The following is a 22456-nucleotide window of genomic DNA, read 5'->3' as shown; positions in this document are numbered from 1 at the left end:
TTATTTTAATTTTTCTTTGAAAAAGTCAATCGTTCTTGTCCAAGCCAAAGTAGCTGCTTTTTCATCATAACGAGGCGTGGTATTATTATGAAATCCGTGATTGACATTAGGGTAAATATAAGCTACGTTCGGAACTTTGTTTTTGTTTAAAATGGCTTCAAAGGCTGGCCAACCTTCGTTTACTCTAGTGTCTAAACCTGCATATTGTAATAACAAAGGAGTTTTGATTTGAGCGGCTTCTTCGGTTGTGGGTTGTCCACCATAAAAAGGGACAGCAGCGTTTAATGTTGGGATTTTTACCGCCATTAAATTAGCAATCCATCCGCCAAAACAAAAACCAACAACGCCGATATGTCCATTGCAATCAGGATGTGTTTTTAAATAATAGTAGGCTGCAATAAAATCTTCGAGCATTTCGTAACGGTCTCTTTTTTTCTGCATTTCTCTACCTTCGTCATCATTTCCGGGATAACCGCCTAATGGAGTTAAAGCGTCAGGCGCTAAGCTAATAAAGCCTTCAATTGCAGTGCGGCGTCCTACATCTTCAATATATGGATTCAAACCACGGTTTTCATGTACTACGATTACTCCTGATAATTTTTTATGGGTTTTGCCGGGTTTTGAAAGTAAACCTTTGATTTTTCCTCCACCTTTTGGAGAATTATAAGTGATGTAATCAGAGCTTATTCTGGGATCATCAGGTTGGATAGTGATTGAATTGACATAATCAGGCGTAATAAAACTCAATAGGGATGGCAGGGTGAGTGTGCCTACAGCAAATACAGAAAGTTTCTCAATAAATTGTCTGCGTTCAATTTTGTTGTGAGCGTAATCATCGTATAGGTCAAATATTTCCTGACTAATATCTTCTTTGGTTATTTTTTTCATGGTTGGATGAATTAATTTCAGAATAGCTTAAAAGTAATTATTTTTTCGATTGTTTTTAAAACAAAAAAAAACTCCTGAAAAACAGGAGCTTTTAGAAAATAACCGGAAAGGTTTTATAATTTGTATTTTAAACTAGCCATTATTTGACGAGGAGCAATTGGATTTACACTATAGTTTTCGTGAACTGTGTAATTCAACTCGTTAGTAATATTAGATAATCTACATAAGATTGAGATTTTTTTCCATTCGTAACCCACAGAAGCATCAACTGTGATATATCCTTTAACAGGGATTTCTCTGTCCCAAATTGCTAGAATTTGTTTGTTTTTTCCAGTTTCTGGGTCAATTTCAGTTTCTCCAGTATTTGGATTAATATAGTCTTCTAATCTGTATTGATTGTTCCAACCTCCAATTCTATCACCAATGTAGTTTCCTATAGCTCCTAAAGAAAGTCCTTTTAAAGTTCCTGTTGGGATAGTGTAGAAAAAGCTTAAATTGGCGGTATTTACAGGTGTTCTTGCTACACGATCTCCTTTAATAGCGTTTCCAACTGCTATAGGAGTATTTACATATCGCATATCATTGTAACTGTATCCTGCATTAATTTTAAATCCTTCAAATGGTTTTGCGGTAATATCGATTTCAATACCTTTACTTTTAGTTTCTCCGGCTAAAACTTTTAAGCTGGTATCAGTATTAGTAGTAACACCATCAGCTGCAAATGGAGAATTTTGTACTAAATTATTATTTGAAATTTGGTAAACGGTAACGTTTGTACTTAATATGCCTCTCCATAAATCAGTTTTAATACCAGCTTCATATTGGTCGATTATAGAAGGCTTAATTGGTTTTAAATCAACTGTTGTTCCAGTAGTATTTGGGTTAAATGAATTAGAGTAACTTGCGAATAATGAAATGTTTTTTGTTGGTTGCAATACTAATCCAACTTTTGGAGAAAAAGCGTTGTCTAAACGTTTTGGTGCAATAGTAGGAGTATTATCTTCAGGTTTTACTGTTTGAATTTTGTCTACAACTTTTTCTTTATATGTAGTCACTTCAGATTCTATCCAAGACCAACGAATTCCAGCTAAGATTTTAACATATTGATTTAATGAAATTAAATCTTGAAAATAAGTACCAAATCGTCGAGAGTCTGTGTTTAAAATTTGAGTTGCTCTTGAATTGTATGGCACAATTGTACTTTCAAGACTTGGATCATAAGTAAAAAGGTTGATCGTTTTAGCTTCAGTTGTTTGTATGTTACCAGCATTGTCATAAAAAGCAAAGGTATAGGCGGTTGCTAAGGAATTTTCCCAATCTGCTCCTGTGAAAATTTGATGTTTAATACTTCCTGTATTGAAAGTTCCTTGTAAACTTAATTGATTTCCAAAGATTCGTTCTTGATTTTTAGCTCTAGTAAGTCCTCTTTTCCAATCACCACGTATAGCATAAGTATCCAGATTGGATAATTGAGAAGTAGAAGTTTGACTTCTGTCATAATTTTGAAATGAACTATTAAAACTGAGTTTCCAATTTTTATTAAAATCATGGTTAAATAATACAGATGCACTAGCCGATTTTGTATTTCCATTTGACCAAAGTGCGCCAAAGTTAGCACTGCGATGGAAATTTAAAAATTCTTTACCAATAATTCCAGTACCAAAATCAGGAATCCAATCGGCACTTAAATAATCTCCTTGTACTGTAATATGTGTTTTCTCAGAGATGTTGAACAAGAATGAAGGGTTGAAATAGATGCGATCGTTTTTTATATAATTTCTAAAACTTTTTGAATTCTCGTAAGATCCTGTAAAACGATAAGCAATTGATTTATTTAACGGGCCATAAAAATCAATTGCAGGTTTATAAAAATCATAACTTCCGGCTTGCATTGTAATTTCGCCTCCTTTTGTGAATAAAGGAGTTTTTGTTACCAAATTTAAAATTCCTCCGGGTGTTACATTTCCATATAGCAGAGCCGATGCTCCTTTTAAAAATTCTACTCTTTCTAATGAGGAAACTTCAGGAATTGATCCAGAATTATAACGGAATCCGTTTTTTAGCATATTATTAGCTGACATGTCATAGCCTCTAGAAAAAAAAGATTCCTGAGCACCACCACGTGCGGAACTAACATAAACACCATTAGCGTTTTTAATGACTTCGCTTAAACGGATAGCTTGTTGTTGGCTTATGATTTCATTATCTATTACTTGAACACTTTGTGGTAAATCCATCGGTTTAATACCTGATCTTGAAGCCGAAACTGGTTTTTGTGGTTTGTTTCCGGTAACAACAATTTCCTTAAGAATTTGTCCTTTTTTATTTTTGATTGTATCGAAAGGAGATGAGATGGTTTCTTTTGAACTACTATAATCAGTTACAGAAGCTACTTCTTGTGCTTGAATACTCAGAGTGAATAGTATTGCTGTTAAGGGTAGTAAAACTCGTTTCATTTTGAACTTATTTGGATTTATTTAAAATAATGCCGCAAAAGTACAATCTGAATTTGGTTTCAGCAAGGATTATTTAGAATAAATAAAAACAAATAGTAACAAAATATTGGTAAATTGTATAATATTTGTTCTGCTATATTTTTTAAATCTAATTAAAAAATCATAAAGAAGAATTTTGTTTGCTTGTTTTTCAGTGATAATCAACATGTTGTGTTTTTTTTTTGCTATATATTTGGCTTATTTAGGAGTATTAAGATACTCTTTAAAGAAACTATAAAGAGTATTTAAACTAGAGGAAGTTTGTGGAATAGCATGTCCTTTTCCGTAGTTGATTAATGAAAATGTGGGAACACCTAAGTAGTCTAATTTGTCTTTTAGATGTGTAATTTGTTCCTGATAGTAAGGATCGTCATCAGTATTGTAAAAAAATAGTGTAGGGGCAGTTGCTTTGGTTTCAATCAAATAATAAGATCCCATAGATTCCCATAATTTTCGGTTATCGTCTAATTTTCCCCAAACCCAAGGACACCTTTGTTCCAGATTTTTATCACCATTATCCGGAGTGTTGTAAATAATTGTGTAATCAAAAACTCCGGGTCCAAGAGCAGCAGCTTGTACATCATCGGAAATATCAATATGAAATCCGGCGTTTTCCAGTTCTTTTACTTTTTTATCGCCTATAGCCATCGAGCCCGCTGTAGAACCTCTTGAAAAACCATAAATGCCTATTTTGTTTGAAAGTCCCATTTGTTTGCTAAAAAAGCGTAATGTTCGTATAGCTGATTTTACTTTTTGAGCCGCATCCGGATTGGTTTGAAATGATTTGTAGGCATCATTAGCACCGTTTATGGGTTTACCTTTTCCCCAAGGACAATATTTCGGATGATCGGCAATTGCCCAAGCCATGCCGTTAGCGGGAGCACCTTCGAGAAAAGAATCGTTAAAACCCGCAAATGAATAGGCGAGATTCACTCTTTGATCTTTGTATGCGTCTGTTAGCATTCCTTTGTTACTGTCATAAAACGCATGACTATTGCTGTATGAAAAAGATAAAATAGTAGGTACTTTGACTTTTGGATTGGCGGGATAAATAATGTCCATGTGTAAAGAGTCGCCAATTGTGTATTGTTCAGGCGTGTTGTAAACTTTAGGGTCATCAATACAATAGCTAACATCCCTGGCAATACGATACCCTTCGAATAAAACATAAGATTTGTACTGAGAGCAGTTTTTATAACCGCAAAAATTCCCGGCTGCTATAGAATCGTTAATCGCTATTATGTCTTCGTTTATTTTTAAAGCTTTGGCATTGCTGTTTTTGGAATAATCAAGTTCAATCACTCTATAGCCTTTAGATAACAACCAATTCACATCTTTTTTAATACTGTTTCTACCAATTTTTTTTACAGATAAATTTTTTAAGTAAACTACTGTCAGATAATTTCCGTTGTAGTCTTTAATCGGTTTTTTTGATTCAGTCGATAGGTATTCAATTTTTCCTCCGGTAACTTTACTGGTCCATTTTCCGGTAGTAGCCCATGAACTTATTGTTGCAATAAGACTGAGTAAAAAACTAAATAAATAATTTTTTGCTGAAAGAGTAGAAAAGGCGGCAGAAGTGGATTTCATTGTGTTTTGTTTCGAAAAACGGTTTTTTTTCTATTATGGAATTACAAAAATAACTTTTTATAGTTTGATTTGGATAGGCTTATTTAAATTTTAGTTCGATGATTTTCATAGATAACAATTTCCTAATGCAGACTCTTGCTTTAATTTGTATTTTTGTTAAATACTCAATTTATACCATGAAAAGAATATTTTTATTATTTACAACACTTGCAATTTTTAATGGAAATGCACAACAAAGACCTAAGTTGGTTGTTGGGATTGTTGTTGACCAAATGAAGACAGAATACCTTTATCGTTTTTCGGATGATTTTTCAGAGAATGGTTTTCGCCGTTTGATGAATGACGGTTATGTTTTTCATAATACACATTACAATTATATGCCTACTTATACAGGGCCGGGTCATGCTTCTGTTTATACAGGGACAACGCCGGCGGTTCACGGAATTGTTGGTAATACCTGGTTTGATAAATCCGTTGGTAAATCGAGATATTGTACTGAAGATGCTACGGTTTCTATTTTGGGAACAGGTGATTCGGATGAAGGGAAAATGTCTCCACTTAATTTGGAAAGCACTACAATAACTGACGAATTGCGTATGGCTACTAATTTTAAAGGAAAAGTTATTGGTATTAGTGTTAAAGATCGTGGTGCTATACTACCGGCCGGGCATTTTGCCAATTGGGCATTTTGGCTGAGCGATTCCGGAAATTTTATATCCAGTACTTTTTATGGGAAAGAATTACCAAAGTGGGTTGTTGATTTTAACGCTAAAAAGCATTATGAGGCCTATTTGAATAATGATTGGACTTTGTTGAAACCGGAATCAGTTTATGAGAAGAGTTTGTCTGATGATAATCCGTATGAAGGTCTTTTGTACGGGAGTGAAAAACCGGTTTTTCCGTATAACTTAAAAGAAATGTTTGCTGCAAAAGGAGCAAAAGTAATAAAATCAACTCCTTTTGGAAATGATATAGTAGCTGATTTTGCTAAAGAAACTATTACAAACGAGAATTTAGGAGTAGATAATGATACTGATTTTTTAGCAGTTAGTTTTTCTTCAACTGATTATATTGGACATTTAACAGGACCACGTTCCAGAGAAGTTCAGGACACTTATTTACGATTGGATCAAACTATTGCTGATTTTCTTGTTTTTTTAGATAAAAAAGTAGGTAAGGGAAATTATTTATTGTTTTTGACTTCCGATCATGCTGCTGCTGAAAATGTGAATTTCTTAAAAGACAATAAATATGCAGTAAATGCGGTTGATTATAAAAAGTTGACAACTCAATTACGCGATTTTTCTAAAACTACTTTCGGTGCCGATTTGGTTTTGAATTATTCAAATTTCAATTTGTTTTTCGATAAAAAGCAAATTCAGGAAAAAGGACTTTCTTTGGATAAAGTGAAATTGGCGTTCAAAGATTATTTGATGAATTTACCTCAAATAAAACGAGTTTATACTGAAGAAGAGATTTTGGCAGGAACAACTTCAGATTATTTTTTAACATATGTTACCAAAGGTTATGATCCAAAGCAAAATGGAGAATTGGTTATTCTTGATAAAGCGGGTTATATAGAGCATGAAGGAAAAGGAACTTCTCATGGAACTCCTTATAGTTATGATACCCATGTGCCATTGTTGTTTTACGGCTGGAATATTAAAAAAGGAGAATCTTTTGATAAAAAGGCAATTACCCAGATTGCACCGACAATTGCCCAAAAAATTAAAGTGACTTTCCCGAACGGAACAGAAGCAGATGTGCTAACAGAAGTTTTAGATAAATAGATGGTAAAAAAAAGGGACTTTTAATGAGTCCCTTTTTTTGGTTTTATTATTTAGCTAGTGCTACAGCAGCAGGTAATGGAATTTGATTTTTTAATAAATCTTCAAATGTTTCGTGCGCTCTGATTAAATGTCCTTCGCCATTAATCCATAATACTTCAGCTGGTTTGTATCTTGAATTGTAGTTAGAAGACATAGAGTAGCAATAAGCTCCTGCGTTTCTGAAACAAAGGATATCACCTTCGGCAATTTCCTGAATTCTACGGTTGCTTGCAAAAGTATCCGTTTCACAAATATATCCTACTACTGAGTAAAAACGCTCTTTTCCTTTTGGATTTGAAATGTTTTCAATATGGTGTGATGAACCGTAAAACATTGGACGGATTAAATGGTTGAATCCAGAATCAATTCCAGCAAAAACAGTAGAAGTAGTTTGTTTTACTACGTTTACTTTTGCTAAGAAGAAACCTGCTTCACTCACTAAAAATTTCCCAGGTTCGAAAATAAGTGTCAAATCTTTTCCATATTCAGCACAGAAAGCATTGAATCTTTTAGATAATTTTTTACCTAATTCCTCAATATCTGTTTCGATATCGTCTTTTTTGTAAGGAACTTTAAATCCACTTCCAAAATCTAAGAATTCAAGATTTTTGAAATTTCTTGCAGCATCAAATAAGATTTCAGCAGCATATAAGAATACTTCGATATCTAAAATATCAGAACCTGTGTGCATATGGATACCTGCAATGTTCATATTTGTGTTTTCAACAATGCGTACTAAATGCGGTAATTGGTGAACTGAAATACCAAATTTACTATCAATATGTCCTACTGAAATGTTTTCGTTTCCACCCGCCATAACGTGAGGATTGATACGGATACAAACCGGAACATGTGGGTGTTTTGCACCAAATTGCTCCAGAATAGATAGATTATCAATATTGATTTGAACACCTAAAGCGTGTACTTCTTCAATTTCTTCGAGAGAAACACCGTTTGGAGTAAAGAATATCTGATCAGGAGAATATCCTGCGTGAAGTCCTAATTGTACTTCCTGAATAGAAACTGCATCTAAACAAGATCCCAATTCTCTCAACAACTGAAGGATGGCAACGTTAGACAACGCCTTCATAGCATAATTGATACGTAGTTTTTCTACTTTAGAAAAAGCTTTCGTTAATCTCTCGTATTGTGATTTTATTTTTTCGGCATCATATACATATAATGGACTGCCAAATTGTTCAGCTAATTGAAGTAAGTCTTTTGATTGCATTGCTATTATTTTTACACAAATTTATTATTCTTTTATTGATACTACAATAGCTAAAAATATTTCTAACAAATTGTAACAAATTGTTTTAAAATAAACATACAACGTTGTAGTTAGTGTTTTTAACACAAAAGTAGATAAGATTATAAAACAAAAAAGGCTATCTGAAATTGCTTTCGGATAGCCTTTTTTAAGCTTATATAAGTATTACAATGGAGGTAAATCTCCACCTTCTTTAGTAGGAAGGTTTGTAGTTCCCATTAAGTATAAATCTACTTCTCTTGCAGCCTCACGACCTTCAGAAATAGCCCAAACAATTAATGATTGTCCTCTTCTCATATCTCCCGCAGTAAATACGTTTGGAACATTTGTTTGGTAATTGTTAGCTTTATAATTACTTCTGAAATCAGTTTCAAGACCTAATTGTTCAGCTAAAGTTTTCTCAGGACCTGTAAATCCTAGAGCTAATAAAGCTAAGTCACATGGCCAGATTTTTTCAGAACCTTCAATCTCGATTAATTGAGGAGCTTGTCCCGGAACCATTTTCCACTCTACGTTTACAGTTTTAAGGGCTGTCAATTTACCATTAGCATCCTTGATGAATTCTTTGGTATTGATTAACCAGTTTCTTTCAACACCTTCTTTGTGAGAAGAAGAAGTTTTTAACTGTAACGGCCAGTAAGGCCATGGAGTTGATTCGCTTCTTCCAACTGGTGGTTTTGGCATAATCTCGAAGTTAGTTACTGATTTAGCACCGTGACGGTTTGATGTACCCACACAGTCAGAACCTGTATCTCCACCACCAATTACGATTACGTCTTTTCCGGTAGCTAAAACCTGATTTTCAATTTTTTCTCCAAAAACAACTTTAGTTTGTTGAGTTAAGAAATCCATTGCCTGAACTACACCATCAGCATCAGCACCAGGAGTTGGTAAGCTTCTTCTTTGAGTAGCTCCACCACAAAGTACGATAGAATCAAATGCTTTCAAATCGTTGATGTCATAGTTTACCCCAACATTAGTATTTACTTTGAAAGTAATTCCTTCTGCTTCAAGGATGGCTACACGACGGTCGATAATTTCTTTTTCTAATTTGAAATTAGGAATTCCGTAACGCAATAATCCACCGATTGCATTATCTCTTTCAAAAACAGTTACAGTGTGTCCTGCTCTGTTTAATTGTTGTGCAGCTGCTAAACCTGCAGGTCCAGAACCAACAACAGCAACAGTTTTTCCTGTTCTTGTTTTAGGTGGCTGTGGTTTAATCCATCCTTCCTGGAAAGCGCGCTCCACAATATTTTTTTCTATGTTTTCAATAGAAATTGGCTCAGCAATAATTCCCAATACACATGCTTTTTCACATGGAGCAGGACATAAACGTCCTGTGAATTCAGGAAAATTATTTGTTGAATGTAGTATCCAAGAGGCTTTTTGCCATTCACCCTGATGTACCATGTGGTTGAAATCAGGGATTAAATTCCCTAATGGACATCCACTGTGGCAAAATGGAATACCACAATCCATACAACGTGATCCTTGTTTAGTAATTTCAGCTTCACTCAAAGGAACTGTAAATTCTTTATAATGTCCTACACGCTCTTGTACTGCTGTGTATGATTCATCTTGTCTTTCGAATTCTTTAAAACCTGTTACTTTTCCCATTGTGTTATGCTGTTAATTCTTCTACCATTTGTACCTCAGTTTCCAAACGCTTTAATGCTTTTTTGTATTCTGTAGGCATTACTTTTACAAAATTTTCTAAGCTTGTATTCCAATCATTTAATAATTCGATACCTTTTGTACTTTGAGTGTACTCAACATGTCTTGTTATTAAAGTTTTCAATTCATCAGCTTCGTTTCCTTCAACTGTTTCAAACTCGATGGTTTCAGTATTACATAAACCATTTTTGAATTTGTGCTCAGGATCGTAGATATAAGCGATACCACCACTCATACCTGCGGCAAAGTTTCTTCCTGTTTTACCAAGAACGACTACTTTTCCTCCAGTCATGTACTCACAACCGTGATCTCCCACACCTTCAACTACTGCTGTAGCACCTGAGTTACGAACTGCGAAACGCTCTCCTGCAATACCGTTGATGAAAGCTTCTCCTTCGATTGCTCCAAATAAACAAACGTTACCAACGATTATGTTTTCAGAGGCAACAAAAGTTGCTTTAGCTGGTTTCTTGATGATTAATTTAGCTCCGGATAATCCTTTTCCTAAATAGTCATTGGTGTTTCCTTCAACAGTAAAAGTCAATCCGTGTGCACTAAATGCTCCTAAACTTTGACCTGCAGAACCAGTGAAATTAATGTTTAAAGTATCTTCTGGTAAACCTAAGTGTCCGTATATTTTAGAAATCTCGTTACTAACAATAGCTCCCACTGAACGGTCGGTATTCTTAATAGGATAATCTAAAGTCATTTTTTCTTTTCTGTATAAAGCACGGTGAGAATCTTTCAAGATTTGGAAATCCATTACGTTGTCTAATCCGTGGTCTTGTTTCTCAGTGTTACGAACCGTCATGTATTTATACTGATCCGGTCTGTGTAGGATAGAAGATAAATCTAAACCTTTTGCTTTATAGTGTGTAATTGCTTTGTTAGAATTGATTTTGTGTGTTTGACCAATCATTTCCTCTAAAGTTCTGAATCCAAGTTGAGCCATGATACCTCTTAATTCTTCTGCAACATAGTAGAAGAAGTTAATTACGTGCTCAGGAGTTCCTTTAAAGTTTTTACGCAATTCTTTATCTTGAGTCGCAATACCTACTGGGCAAGTATTCAAGTGACATTTACGCATCATGATACATCCTGAAGCTACAAGTGGAGCGGTAGCAAAACCAAATTCTTCAGCACCTAATAAAGCAGCGATAGCTACGTCACGACCAGTTTTTAACTGTCCGTCACATTCTACAACGATACGGCTTCTTAGGTTGTTTAAGACTAAAGTTTGTTGTGCTTCAGCCAATCCAAGTTCCCAAGGAAGACCTGCGTGTTTCAATGAAGTTAATGGAGAAGCTCCAGTACCACCATCATAACCTGCAATTAATACAACGTCAGCTTTTGCTTTAGCAACACCTGCTGCAATTGTTCCAACACCAACTTCAGAAACCAGTTTCACGTTGATACGTGCTTCTCTGTTAGCGTTTTTCAAGTCGAAGATTAATTGAGCTAAATCCTCGATTGAGTAAATATCGTGGTGTGGCGGTGGCGAAATCAATCCTACGAAAGGAGTTGAGTTACGAGCCGATGCAATCCAAGGCAATACTTTTTCACCAGGTAATTGTCCACCTTCTCCAGGTTTTGCACCTTGAGCCATTTTAATTTGAATCTCTTTTGCACTAGACAAGTAGTGAGAAGTTACTCCAAAACGTCCAGAAGCTACTTGTTTGATAGCCGAGTTACGACTGTCACCGTTTACATCTGGTTGGAAACGAGTTCTGTCTTCTCCACCTTCACCTGAATTAGATTTTCCTCCAATACGGTTCATAGCGATAGCTAAGTTCTCGTGTGCTTCTCTGGAAATAGATCCGTATGACATCGCACCCGTTTTGAAACGTTTTACGATATCAGTCCATGGTTCTACTTCGTCTAATGGAATTGGATCTAAGTTGTCAAATTCAAATAAACCACGAATGGTCATTAAACTCTTAGCCTGATCGTTTACTGTTTTAGCATAAACATCATAACTAGCCTGGTCGCTTAAACGTACTGCTTGTTGCAATTTGGCAATAGTAGTAGGGTTGAACATGTGTCTTTCCCCGTTACGTCTCCATCTGTATTCACCTCCAATGTTTAATCCTAAACGGTTAGGAATTAATACATCCGGGTAAGCGTAGTTATATCTTTCGCTAATTTCTTTTTCAATTTCGTACAATCCGATACCTTCAATTCTTGAAGCAGTGTAAGGGAAGTATTTTTCAACAAATTTAGAGTTGAAACCAACAATTTCGAAAATTTGAGAACCTCTGTATGAGTGTAAAGTAGAGATTCCAATTTTGTTCATGATTTTTAAAAGACCTGAACCAATTGCTTTGTTGAAGTTGTCAACTGCTTTTTGTTCGCTAATTCCAGTGATGAAACCTTCCTGTACTTGTACACGAATGATTTCGTTAACCATATAAGGGTTGATAGCACTTGCTCCGTAACCAAATAAAGTTGCAAAATGGTGTGGCTCACGTGGTTCAGCTGATTCGATAATGATATCGAAGTAAGAACGCTTGCGCAAACGGTTCATTTGGTGGTGAACATAAGAACAAGCTAATAAAGCAGGGATTGGAGCAAATTCTTTATTTACACCTCTATCAGATAAGATAATGATGTTAGTTCCTCTGTCAACTGCTTTGCTGATTTGAGTGATAATGTCTTCTAAAGCATTTTCTAAACCATTTAAACCTTTTTCTTTTTTGTATAAGATTTCAATAGTTTCAGCTTTGAAATGATCGATATCAATATTTCTGATTTTTTCTAAGTCATCGTTAGAAATAACCGGATTTTGGATTCTTAATTTACGACATTGTTTGCTTGAAATATCAAAGATGTTTCTATCCTGTCCTAATGCTAAACTGATATCAGTTACAATTTCTTCACGGATACCATCCAAAGGTGGGTTAGTAACCTGAGCGAATAATTGTTTGAAATAGTTAGGGATTAATTGAGGTCTGTCTGACAATACAGCAAGAGGAGTATCGATACCCATTGAACCCAAAGCTTCTTTTCCAGCTTGAGCCATTGGTGTAATCATATCCTGAATATCCTCTAATGTATAGTTGAATAAACGCTCTCTTGTTTTTAAATCGATAGTTTCAATTGGACAAGCCTTAGTTGTAGTAGGAACGTCTTTAAGGTTTAAACGGTATTGTTTCAACCATTCCTGATAAGGTCTTTCAGAAACAATTTTGCTTTTGATTTCCTCATCATTGATGATACGTCCTTCGTTCATATCAACTAGGAACATTTTTCCTGGCTCTAATCTACCGTGGCTTTCTACATCTTCCGGATCAACAGTTACAACACCAATTTCTGATGCCATAATCAATTTACCACTCTTAGTTACAGTATAACGAGAAGGTCTTAAACCGTTACGGTCTAATAAAGCTCCTACGTAATCACCATCAGAGAAAGGTACAGAAGCTGGTCCGTCCCATGGCTCCATGATACAAGCATTGTATTCGTAGAATGCTTTTCTCTCGTCAGACATGGTTTTGTGTTTTTCCCATGCTTCAGGAATCATCATCATCATTACTTCAGGTAATGAACGTCCTGTATGTGTTAATAATTCAACAACCATATCCATAGAAGCAGAATCTGACTTACCTGGAAGAATGATTGGGAATAATTTTTCGATTTGTGGTCCAAAGACATCACTTTTCATGATTTCTTCACGAACACGCATTCTACTTACGTTACCTCTTAACGTATTGATCTCACCATTTTGACACATGTATCTAAAAGGTTGAGATAATTCCCATGTAGGCATTGTATTTGTAGAGAAACGTTGGTGAACTAACGCCAAACGAGTTACTAAATCCGTTTGTTGTAAGTCAGTATAATATGGCCCGATATCTTCAGGCATAATGATACCTTTATATATTAAGGTAGTAGTAGATAAACTAGGTACATAAAAATAAGAACTCTGTGAAACCTTAGAATTTGCAATTGCATGTTCTGTGATTTTACGAGCAGCATATAACTTTGCTTTGAAAGTAGTTTCGTCAATTGCTTCATTTTTACCAACAAAGATTTGCTCAATAGTAGGTTCAGAAGCAGCAGCGATTTCTCCTAATTGTGTAGAGTCAACAGGAACTTCTCTCCATCCAAGAACAGTAAGTCCTTGTGCTTTAATTTCTTTTTCAAATATGTCTTTGCAAAAAACGTATTGATTTTGGATTTTAGGTAAAAATACCATTCCAACAGCATATTCGCGTGGTGCAGGTAATTTGAAATCACAAACTCTATTGAAGTATTCGTGCGGAATGTCAATCAAAAGTCCAGCTCCATCTCCCGTTTTTCCATCAGCACTTACACCACCACGGTGCTCTAGTTTTACTAGGATTTCTAGTGCGTCATGAATAATTTGATTTGTTTTCTCACCTTTAAGGTTGCAGATAAAACCAGCTCCACAGTTTTCATGCTCGAATTCTGGCAAATAAAGGCCTTGTTCTTTAACTTTCATGCTTGATAATTTTTTTTACAAAAATAGATATTTCATTAAATATAATCCATCGATTTAGACTATTATGAGCTACTTTTACAGGAATAATAGAAAAATGTATTAATAATAACAATAATTGCATTATTTAAGCCATGTATTAGCAAATTGTTAATAATAGTTTGGTTTTAGCGTGTTATTTTGACAATTATTTCTGATTTTTTTAAATTCAATATTATAAAATTAAAGGTAAAAACGTCTGCTTGGTCGTTTTTATGCTGAGAAATCTTTTTTTTGATGAAAAAATAAAGGCAAAACCATCTTTTTTTAACTTTATTTATAAGATATTTTAAATCACTAAAAAGATTTTACTTTTAAGTTCGTTTTAGCTACTTTTGTCCGACTTATTTTCTGAAATACAATCAGATTCAGACAAATTCTATATTATGAACATACACGAATATCAAGGAAAAGAGATTTTAGCTAGCTATGGAGTTCGCGTTCAACGCGGAATCGTTGCTAATAGCCCAGTTGAAGCAGTTGCTGCTGCAAAACAATTAACTACCGAAACGGGAACGAGTTGGTATGTTGTAAAAGCCCAAATTCACGCTGGTGGACGTGGAAAAGGTGGTGGTGTGAAACTTGCCAAAGGAATTGACAAAGTGGAAGCTGTTGCAAGCGAAATTATCGGAATGCAATTAGTAACTCCTCAAACTTCTGCTGAGGGGAAAACCGTTCACAAAGTTTTAATTGCTGAGGATGTTTACTATCCTGGTGAATCTGAAACTTCTGAGTTTTATGTTTCTGTTTTATTGAACAGAGCTACAGGACGCAACATGATTATGTATTCTACTGAAGGTGGAATGGATATTGAAGAAGTTGCTGAGCATACGCCTCATTTAATTTTTACTGAAGAAATTGATCCAGCTGTTGGTTTGCAAGGTTTCCAGGCTAGAAGAATCGCTTTTAATTTAGGTGTTACTGGAAATGCTTTTAAAGAAATGGTGAAATTCATCGACTCTTTATATAAAGCATACATTGGTTCAGACGCTTCTATGTTTGAAATCAATCCGGTTTTAAAAACATCTGATAACAAAATTTTAGCGGTTGATGCTAAAGTAAATATTGACGATAACGCATTATACAGACAAAAAACGTATGCTGATATGCGTGATGTTCGTGAAGAAAATCCAATTGAAGTAGAAGCTAAAGAAGTAGGATTGAACTATGTGGATCTTGACGGTACTGTAGGATGTATGGTAAACGGAGCTGGTCTTGCAATGGCAACTATGGATTTAATTAAATATGCAGGTTTTGAACCAGCTAACTTCCTTGATGTAGGAGGAACTGCTGATGCTAAACGTGTGGAAACTGCTTTCCGTATTATCTTGAAAGATCCAAACGTAAAAGCAATTTTGATTAACATTTTTGGAGGAATCGTTCGTTGTGACCGTGTTGCTCAAGGTGTTGTTGATGCTTATAAAAACATGGGTGATGCTATTAAAGTGCCAATCATTGTTCGTTTGCAAGGTACAAATGCTGAAATTGCAAAAGAATTAATCGATAATTCAGGAATGCCAATTTTATCTGCAGTACAATTTCAGGAAGCTGCTGACCAAGTACAAGCTGCTCTTTCTTAATAAAAGAAGCTGGTTATATATTAGAAATCCTGTTCGCCGCGGCGAACAGGATTTTTTTTGTTTACTACATTCAGGTTTGGTGTTAATTCTTATATTAACTTAGTATTATCGGGCTAGTTGTAGTCTTTTTTTAGTGATTTGTTGTTTTTTATGAGATTAATGCAATTTTGAAGATATTTTTTTATAGGGCTTTCATTTTTAAGGCTGATAGTTTTTGTTACTGATAATAATTAAAAAAACAGTCTCTTTATCATTGAGTTAAGTAATTGTTTTTGTGGTTTTTATGTTGGGGTTCTGTAGTAATTTTGGACTGTAATTAAAAAACAAAGAAATCATGAAAAAATTATTTTTATCTGTTATTGTTACTTTATTGATGAGTACAGCTTTTGCTGCGGATAAGTCTCCAAATACAGCAAAAAATTTTGATGAGACTTATAAGGAATTAACTAAAATGTTGAATACTTATCCGAATTTTTCAGGATTAGACCATGAGGTTGTGGTAAAGGTACGAATTGCAATTAATGAAAAACATGAAATTGTGGTGATGAGCACTGACACAACTAACGATGATTTGAACTACTACATCAAGAATACCTTAAACTATCAAAAGCTATTTAGTGAAGAATTGCAGGCTGGTAGAGGACTTGTTTTCCTGGTTAAATTTGCCAAATAGTTTAAAGTAATTAAAAGATCAAAATCCCGGGCTTTAGTCCGGGATTTTTGTTTTTGGCTGTTTTTTTGTTGAATTATATTTAGTTATTGTGTTAAATTGGTTTGTTTTAGTGATTTTTTTCTTTGAATTTCTGTTTTTTGTGTGAATAGTAAAAATATAGTCCATTTTTTTTGTTGTGCTGTTATTTTTTATTCTTATAATTTTCTTAAATCGTAAATCGCACTGTATCAGTGAATTATTTGGTTTTTGAATGATTGCTTTTTTTACATTTACAATGAAATCGGATACAATTTAATTCTAATTAAAAACGAAGAAATCATGAAAAAATTAATTCTATCAGTTGTTGTTACTTTATTTTTAACAACAGCATTTGCAGCAAAGAAAACGCCTAACAATGAAACGGGAACTCTCGAAGCAACTTACAAAGAAATATCAAAATTGCTTAATAATTTCCCCTCCTTTAGTGGTTTGGATCAGGATGTTGTGGTAAAAGTGCGAATTGCAATTAACGAGAAAAATGAAATTGTGGTTATGAGCACTAACACTTCTGACGAAAGTTTGAACTATTACATCAAAAACACGCTGAACTATCAAAAGTTATCTGCAGTTGAATTAGGAGCAGGAAAGGGGCTTATTTTTTTAGTTAAGTTTACTAAGTAATGCAAAAGGGCAAAACGTAAAATCCCATCTGTGTTTGAAAACGAGATGGGATTTTTTATTTATAAAAGAATAAAAATCTAAGATTTTTTGTTCTTACCATTGTTAAATTTTACTTTTTCTACAACCTGAATTTTAGGAGTTGCTTTTTTAAAATTAGGCTTTTTCTTGAAGCCTGTTTTGCTTGTTTTTGCATCGCTTTTTGGTGCTTCTTTGTCTTTTATTGGAATTTCAGCCTTGTGTTTTGCTAAAACGTCTTTAGGGTTTTTAGGGTTTTCCTTGGTTCCGCGTAAGTGAATAACCAATCCATTTAAAAAATTGCGTAATACCTGATCGCCACATTCTACATAATTCGGATGTTTTTCGTCACGAAAAAAAGCACCTAATTCTGATTTGGAAATTCTAAAATCAACCAATTCTAATATTTCTACAATTTGGTCGTCACGCAACATCAAAGCTACGCGTAGTTTTTTAAAGATATCGTTGTTTGTCATCGTTGTATTTTTTACAAAGGTACATTATTATAGCATTGGCTACTCATCTTTGCTTTGGTATTGATTGAGGATTTCAATTATTTTATCCAAATCTTTCTTTTTATGATTGGCAGTGATGATAATCCGATTCAAATAATGGTCTTCTGATGTGTATTTGAAATTGGTGATGATTATTTTATGTGAAGCCAAAATAGTGTTGATATTCTCAATTTTTGGATAAATAACCGGATAATCTTTGTCGAAAAGAATGTTTTTACTTGGAAGTAATTTCGAATCGATATACGCTAAGTTTTTCTTTAATTTATGGTGTTGCTTCAGATACAAAGATTCAGCATCAGCCAGGGTTTTTACAAAGGCTGGATTCATGCCGGCACTGGCTACAAAAGTGTTGTTTTCTCTAATTTGCTGAATAAAATTATAATCGGAGGCAATTAGACCGCCTGATAATCCCATCGCTTTTCCTAATGAGGAAACCATGATTTTACGTTTGATATTGGACTGATTATTATTCGAAAAAATGCCACATCCATTAGTGCCTAAAATTCCCAACGAATGGGATTCATCAATAACTAAGGTAATTTCTTTGTGATTGGTGATTTCTTCTAAAAAAGAAAGTTCGACTGCTTTTACGGTATTGGTGGCAACGGCATCGGTCAGGATGGTAATTTTTTCCGGTTTTTCATCGAGTAAACGTGGGTTTAATTGATTATTGATAAAAAACGGAAGACTTTCGGCTTTTGAAATGGCAATATGAGTATCCGGGAAATGATAGAAGACATCTGTTTCTGATGCTAAGGTGTCAAGCACAATTTGTCCTGCCAACATTCCGGAGGAAACGGTAATTGCGGCTTTGGCTTTGATGAATTCAGTCAGAAAAGTTTCTCCTTTTTGGTAAGCAGTCAATTGGATATTGGCATTTCTGGAACTTCCGTAAGCTGAGCCCCAGCGGGCAATATTTTTACAGAGTGTCTTCTGGAATTTTTTATTTGGCGGTAAGCCTAAATAAGCTGTCCCGCCAAAATATAAATATTTTTCATTATCGATTTTTACAATACGATCCGGGAATTTAGTTACTTTCATCAATTGTTATTTTAAAACAACGCCTGTGCCATTTAGATGAGAATAGCCAATTTTTCCCTTTTCAATTTGTACTCCGCTGGCAATATCTTCTGTTAAAAGTAAGGCACCATCCATGTCAACATAATCCAATTGTGGTAATAAATGTGCGATAGCAGAAATTCCAACAGAAGATTCTGTCATGCAGCCTACCATGGTTTTTAATCCTAGTTTTTTGGCTTGTTGAATCATTCTTCGGGCAGGAGTCAAGCCTCCACATTTCACTAATTTGATATTTATCCCATGAAAATGATTGTAACATTTGGCAACATCTTGCTCAATAATACAACTTTCGTCAGCAATAATTGGTAAAACGGAATGTTTATAAACAATTTCGTGACCATTCCAGTCGTCTGCTTTTAGCGGTTGTTCGAGGAATTCAACGCCTAGTTTTTTTAATTCTATGGCGTTATTGAGTGTTTCTTCGATTTCCCAACCACAATTGGCATCAATTCTAAAAATAGCATCGGTATGTTCTCTAAGTGTTTTTACGATGGCAATATCTTCGCTGGTACCTAATTTTATTTTGTAGATAGGCCAGGGCAGTTCTTTCATTTTAGCCACCATTTTATCGATAGAATCAATTCCGATGGTATAATTAGTCAAAGGGTTTCTTTCGATGTTATAATCCCAAAGTTCATGCAGTTTTTTACCTTTTTTTCGGGCATACAAATCGGTGTAGGCCATATCCAGCGCACAAAGTGCAAACATATCATGCTTTAAGAAAGGATATACTTTTGTCCAGAATTCTTCGGGAGTTTCGTCAACAGAAGACTCTATTAGGGAACGTATTGCTTCTAAATCCTGTTTCATCATTGGTACACTAATGTTGTAATAAGGATTTGAAGTAGCTTCACCGTATCCTGAGAATCCGCCATTTTTTAATTGTACAATTAAGGAAGGCTGAATATCAATTGATTCTCTAGAGATTGTAAAGGTGTGCTTTAATTGTAGCTCGTATTCTCTTATGATCAATTCCATAATAGTCTCGTTTTATGATAAAATTAAGCTATATAAATGAAAAAAAAATGTCGGAAATGCAGAATTTTGATTTTCGGATTTTTTTAATCTCATTTTGAAGATATCATAAAAAAGTATATCGATAAAAACGGTTTGTTTAAAAAGTGGTTTTACTCTCTAAGTGTTTTTGTTCCTAAAAGTTAATTTTATGCTGTTTTTTGCTTTTTTATGTTGGAAAAAAAATGTGATTTTTCGATTAAATTGTTTAATCGAAGCTATTTTTTTGGGGTTTTATCATAAAAAATGATAAATTAGCTTAAATTATTTATGATATGGAAGCTTACGAAGAAAAAAAGAAATTGCTTTTAGAAATGATTGCCTTTGCAACAGTTGATGGTCAGTTGAGTAAAAAAGGCTATGATTTTTTATTTTTAATAGCTAACGAATTGAATTTTGAAAAAGGAGGGTTCATGGATTTATTGAGTCAGGAGATGCCTACTTTGCCGGATAACATGAAACTGAACCGAATCAAACAATTCTATCAGTTGCTTGTCTTTTTTCAAAATGACGGTGTGTTGTACAAACAAGATCCGGATTTAATTGTTCATATTGCCATAAGTATGGGATTAGATACCGATGCGATTAAAGTATTAATCAAAAAGGTAAAAAATGCTCCTAATACCATCATTTCAGATGATAATTTGTGGAAAATTTTTCAGGAAGAATAGACTTTTAAGCCAGTTGTTCCTGTAATTTCTTGATTTCATCACGCAATTTTGCGGCTTGCATAAAGTCCAGTTCTTTAGCGGCTTTTTCCATTGATTTTCGTTTTTCACGAATTAGTTTGTCGATTTCTGTTTTCGACAGGTATTGGTTTTCGGGTTCGGCCGCAGTAGGTATGGTATGTCCCAGTTCGTATTCTACCAAAGGATTTTTAGTAAAAGCACTGTCGATTTTCTTGTTCAATGCTTGCGGAACAATGTTATTGACAGTATTAAAATTAATCTGTTTGCTTCTTCTGTAATTGGTTTCGTCAATTGTTTTTTGCATGCTGTCGGTAATTTTATCCGCATACATAATCGCCTTTCCGTTCAGGTTTCGTGCAGCACGACCAACAGTTTGTGTCAGCGAACGATGAGAACGTAAAAATCCCTCCTTATCTGCATCCAAAATAGCAACCAAAGAAACTTCTGGTAAATCCAACCCTTCACGCAATAAGTTGACACCAATTAGCACATCAAAGATTCCTTTTCGTAAATCCTGCATGATTTCTATGCGTTCTAATGTATCTACATCCGAATGAATATAACGACAACGAATACTTACCTTAGTTAGATATTTGGCTAATTCTTCCGCCATTCTCTTGGTTAGAGTGGTTACTAAAACACGTTCGTCCAGTTCACAACGTTGCTGAATTTCTTCGATCAAATCGTCAATTTGATTCAAACTTGGACGAATTTCGATAACCGGATCCAATAATCCTGTAGGACGAATAATTTGTTCCACATAGACACCATCGCATTTTTGTAACTCATAATCAGCAGGTGTCGCCGAAACATAAATCACCTGATTTTGCATCGCTTCAAATTCGTCAAATTTTAACGGTCGGTTGTCCATGGCTGCGGGAAGTCTAAAGCCGTATTCCACCAAATTTTCTTTTCGGCTTCTGTCGCCTCCGTACATGGCGTGAACCTGAGAAAGTGTTACGTGACTTTCGTCAACGACCATCAGATAATCTTTTGGGAAATAATCCAACAAACAGAAAGGGCGTGTTCCGGCCTGTCTGCCGTCAAGATAACGAGAGTAATTTTCGATTCCGGAACAATAACCCAATTCCCGAATCATTTCTAAGTCAAAATTAGTTCTTTCTTCCAATCGTTTGGCTTCGAGATGTTTGCCTATTTCTTTGAAATAATCGACTTGTTTGACTAAATCCTGCTGGATTTCCCAAATAGCACCTTGCAACACATCTGGCGAAGTCACAAACATATTAGCCGGGTAAATGGTCAGTTTATCAAATCGTTCAATTACTTTCGAAGATTGAACATCAAAAGATTCTATTTCTTCGATTTCGTCACCAAAAAAGTGAATGCGATAGGCATCATCGGCATAACTTGGGAAAATTTCCACTGTATCGCCTTTAATTCTGAAATTCCCGGGTGTAAAATCGGCCTCGGTTCTGGAATATAAACTTTGTACTAAGGAGTGCAATAACTTGGTTCTCGAAATTTCCTGATCCCGTTCCAATGCAATTACGTTTTTCTGAAATTCCACGGGATTCCCGATACCGTACAAACAAGAAACCGAAGCTACCACCAGAATGTCTCTTCGTCCCGAAAGCAGCGAAGAAGTAGTGCTCAAACGCATCTTTTCCAGCTCTTCGTTGATGGATAAATCTTTTTCGATGAAAACGCCTGTAATAGGCATAAAAGCTTCAGGCTGGTAATAATCGTAATAAGAAACAAAATATTCTACGGCATTGTTGGGGAAGAACTGCTTGAATTCTGAGTACAATTGTGCTGCTAAAGTTTTGTTGTGCGCCAAAACCAGTGTAGGTCTTTGTACTTCCTGAATGACATTGGCCACCGTAAATGTTTTTCCCGAACCTGTAACACCTAAAAGTGTTTGGAATTGTTCGCCAGCTTCAATCCCTTGAGCTAATTTTTCAATTGCCTGAGGCTGGTCTCCTTTGGGTTGGTAATCCGATACGACTTGGAATTTCATTTGTT

15 protein-coding genes are annotated in these 22456 nt (G+C 34.9%); 5 read left to right on the top strand and 10 right to left on the bottom strand.

Features of this window, described 5'->3' with window-relative positions; genetic code table 11:
• From BIW12_RS02135 to BIW12_RS02125, 3 genes are all read right to left on the bottom strand, one after another.
• Complete coding sequence (locus BIW12_RS02135; protein WP_071183607.1) at window positions 1-888, bottom strand: dienelactone hydrolase family protein; 888 nt, start codon at window positions 886-888, stop codon at window positions 1-3.
• Between the two features lie 113 nt (window positions 889-1001).
• Window positions 1002-3344 (bottom strand): TonB-dependent siderophore receptor, encoded by a 2343-nt coding sequence (locus BIW12_RS02130; RefSeq protein ID WP_071183606.1) that lies wholly within the window; start codon window positions 3342-3344, stop codon window positions 1002-1004.
• A gap of 237 nt (window positions 3345-3581) precedes the next feature.
• Complete coding sequence (locus BIW12_RS02125) at window positions 3582-4973, bottom strand: alpha/beta hydrolase family protein (protein ID WP_071183605.1); 1392 nt, start codon at window positions 4971-4973, stop codon at window positions 3582-3584.
• A 176-nt stretch (window positions 4974-5149) separates the two neighbouring features.
• Between BIW12_RS02125 and pafA the strand changes: the two genes are divergently transcribed.
• On the top strand, window positions 5150-6763 hold the full coding sequence (gene pafA, locus BIW12_RS02120; RefSeq protein WP_071186068.1) for an alkaline phosphatase PafA: 1614 nt from the start codon (window positions 5150-5152) through the stop codon (window positions 6761-6763).
• 46 nt (window positions 6764-6809) lie between these two features.
• Here the strand turns inward: pafA and lysA are convergent, their stop codons facing one another.
• From lysA to gltB, 3 genes are all read right to left on the bottom strand, one after another.
• A complete protein-coding gene (gene lysA / locus BIW12_RS02115; RefSeq protein ID WP_071183604.1) occupies window positions 6810-8033 on the bottom strand; it encodes a diaminopimelate decarboxylase in 1224 nt (407 codons plus the stop codon).
• 204 nt (window positions 8034-8237) lie between these two features.
• Entirely contained in the window at window positions 8238-9692 is a 1455-nt protein-coding gene (locus BIW12_RS02110; protein ID WP_071183603.1) for a glutamate synthase subunit beta, read from the bottom strand.
• A 4-nt stretch (window positions 9693-9696) separates the two neighbouring features.
• Window positions 9697-14211 (bottom strand): glutamate synthase large subunit, encoded by a 4515-nt coding sequence (gene gltB, locus BIW12_RS02105; RefSeq protein WP_071183602.1) that lies wholly within the window; start codon window positions 14209-14211, stop codon window positions 9697-9699.
• Between the two features lie 422 nt (window positions 14212-14633).
• Between gltB and sucC the strand changes: the two genes are divergently transcribed.
• From sucC to BIW12_RS02090, 3 genes are all read left to right on the top strand, one after another.
• The gene (sucC, locus tag BIW12_RS02100) at window positions 14634-15827 is read left to right on the top strand and encodes an ADP-forming succinate--CoA ligase subunit beta (protein WP_071183601.1); all 1194 of its coding nucleotides are present in this window, start codon (window positions 14634-14636) and stop codon (window positions 15825-15827) included.
• Between the two features lie 334 nt (window positions 15828-16161).
• Window positions 16162-16500 carry a hypothetical protein gene (locus BIW12_RS02095; protein WP_071183600.1) on the top strand — a complete coding sequence of 113 codons (339 nt, stop codon included), beginning with the start codon at window positions 16162-16164 and terminating at the stop codon, window positions 16498-16500.
• Window positions 16501-16818: 318 nt separating this feature from the next.
• Window positions 16819-17160: a hypothetical protein gene (locus BIW12_RS02090; RefSeq protein ID WP_140486529.1), complete on the top strand. Its 342-nt coding sequence runs from the start codon at window positions 16819-16821 to the stop codon at window positions 17158-17160.
• A 77-nt stretch (window positions 17161-17237) separates the two neighbouring features.
• On the opposite strand, the gene BIW12_RS02085 is transcribed toward BIW12_RS02090, so the two are convergent.
• The 3 genes from BIW12_RS02085 to BIW12_RS02075 are packed head-to-tail and all read right to left on the bottom strand — an operon-like array spanning window position 17238 to window position 19748.
• Complete coding sequence (locus BIW12_RS02085) at window positions 17238-17651, bottom strand: DUF1456 family protein (RefSeq protein WP_071183598.1); 414 nt, start codon at window positions 17649-17651, stop codon at window positions 17238-17240.
• A gap of 39 nt (window positions 17652-17690) precedes the next feature.
• Window positions 17691-18731, bottom strand: coding sequence for an aminotransferase class I/II-fold pyridoxal phosphate-dependent enzyme (locus BIW12_RS02080; protein WP_071183597.1), 1041 nt, complete (start codon window positions 18729-18731; stop codon window positions 17691-17693).
• Window positions 18732-18737: 6 nt separating this feature from the next.
• Complete coding sequence (locus tag BIW12_RS02075) at window positions 18738-19748, bottom strand: dipeptide epimerase (protein ID WP_071183596.1); 1011 nt, start codon at window positions 19746-19748, stop codon at window positions 18738-18740.
• Between the two features lie 311 nt (window positions 19749-20059).
• On the opposite strand from BIW12_RS02075, the gene BIW12_RS02070 reads away from it, so the two are divergent.
• Window positions 20060-20455, top strand: coding sequence for an excinuclease ABC subunit B (locus BIW12_RS02070; protein WP_071183595.1), 396 nt, complete (start codon window positions 20060-20062; stop codon window positions 20453-20455).
• Window positions 20456-20459: 4 nt separating this feature from the next.
• Here the strand turns inward: BIW12_RS02070 and uvrB are convergent, their stop codons facing one another.
• The gene (uvrB, locus tag BIW12_RS02065; RefSeq protein WP_071183594.1) at window positions 20460-22451 is read right to left on the bottom strand and encodes an excinuclease ABC subunit UvrB; all 1992 of its coding nucleotides are present in this window, start codon (window positions 22449-22451) and stop codon (window positions 20460-20462) included.
• Window positions 22452-22456: the final 5 nt, after the last annotated feature.

The sequence above is a fragment of the Flavobacterium commune genome (assembly GCF_001857965.1).
Lineage (GTDB): Bacteria > Bacteroidota > Bacteroidia > Flavobacteriales > Flavobacteriaceae > Flavobacterium > Flavobacterium commune.
Note: the sequence above shows the minus strand (reverse complement) of the source record. Positions and strands in the feature narration are given on the sequence as shown.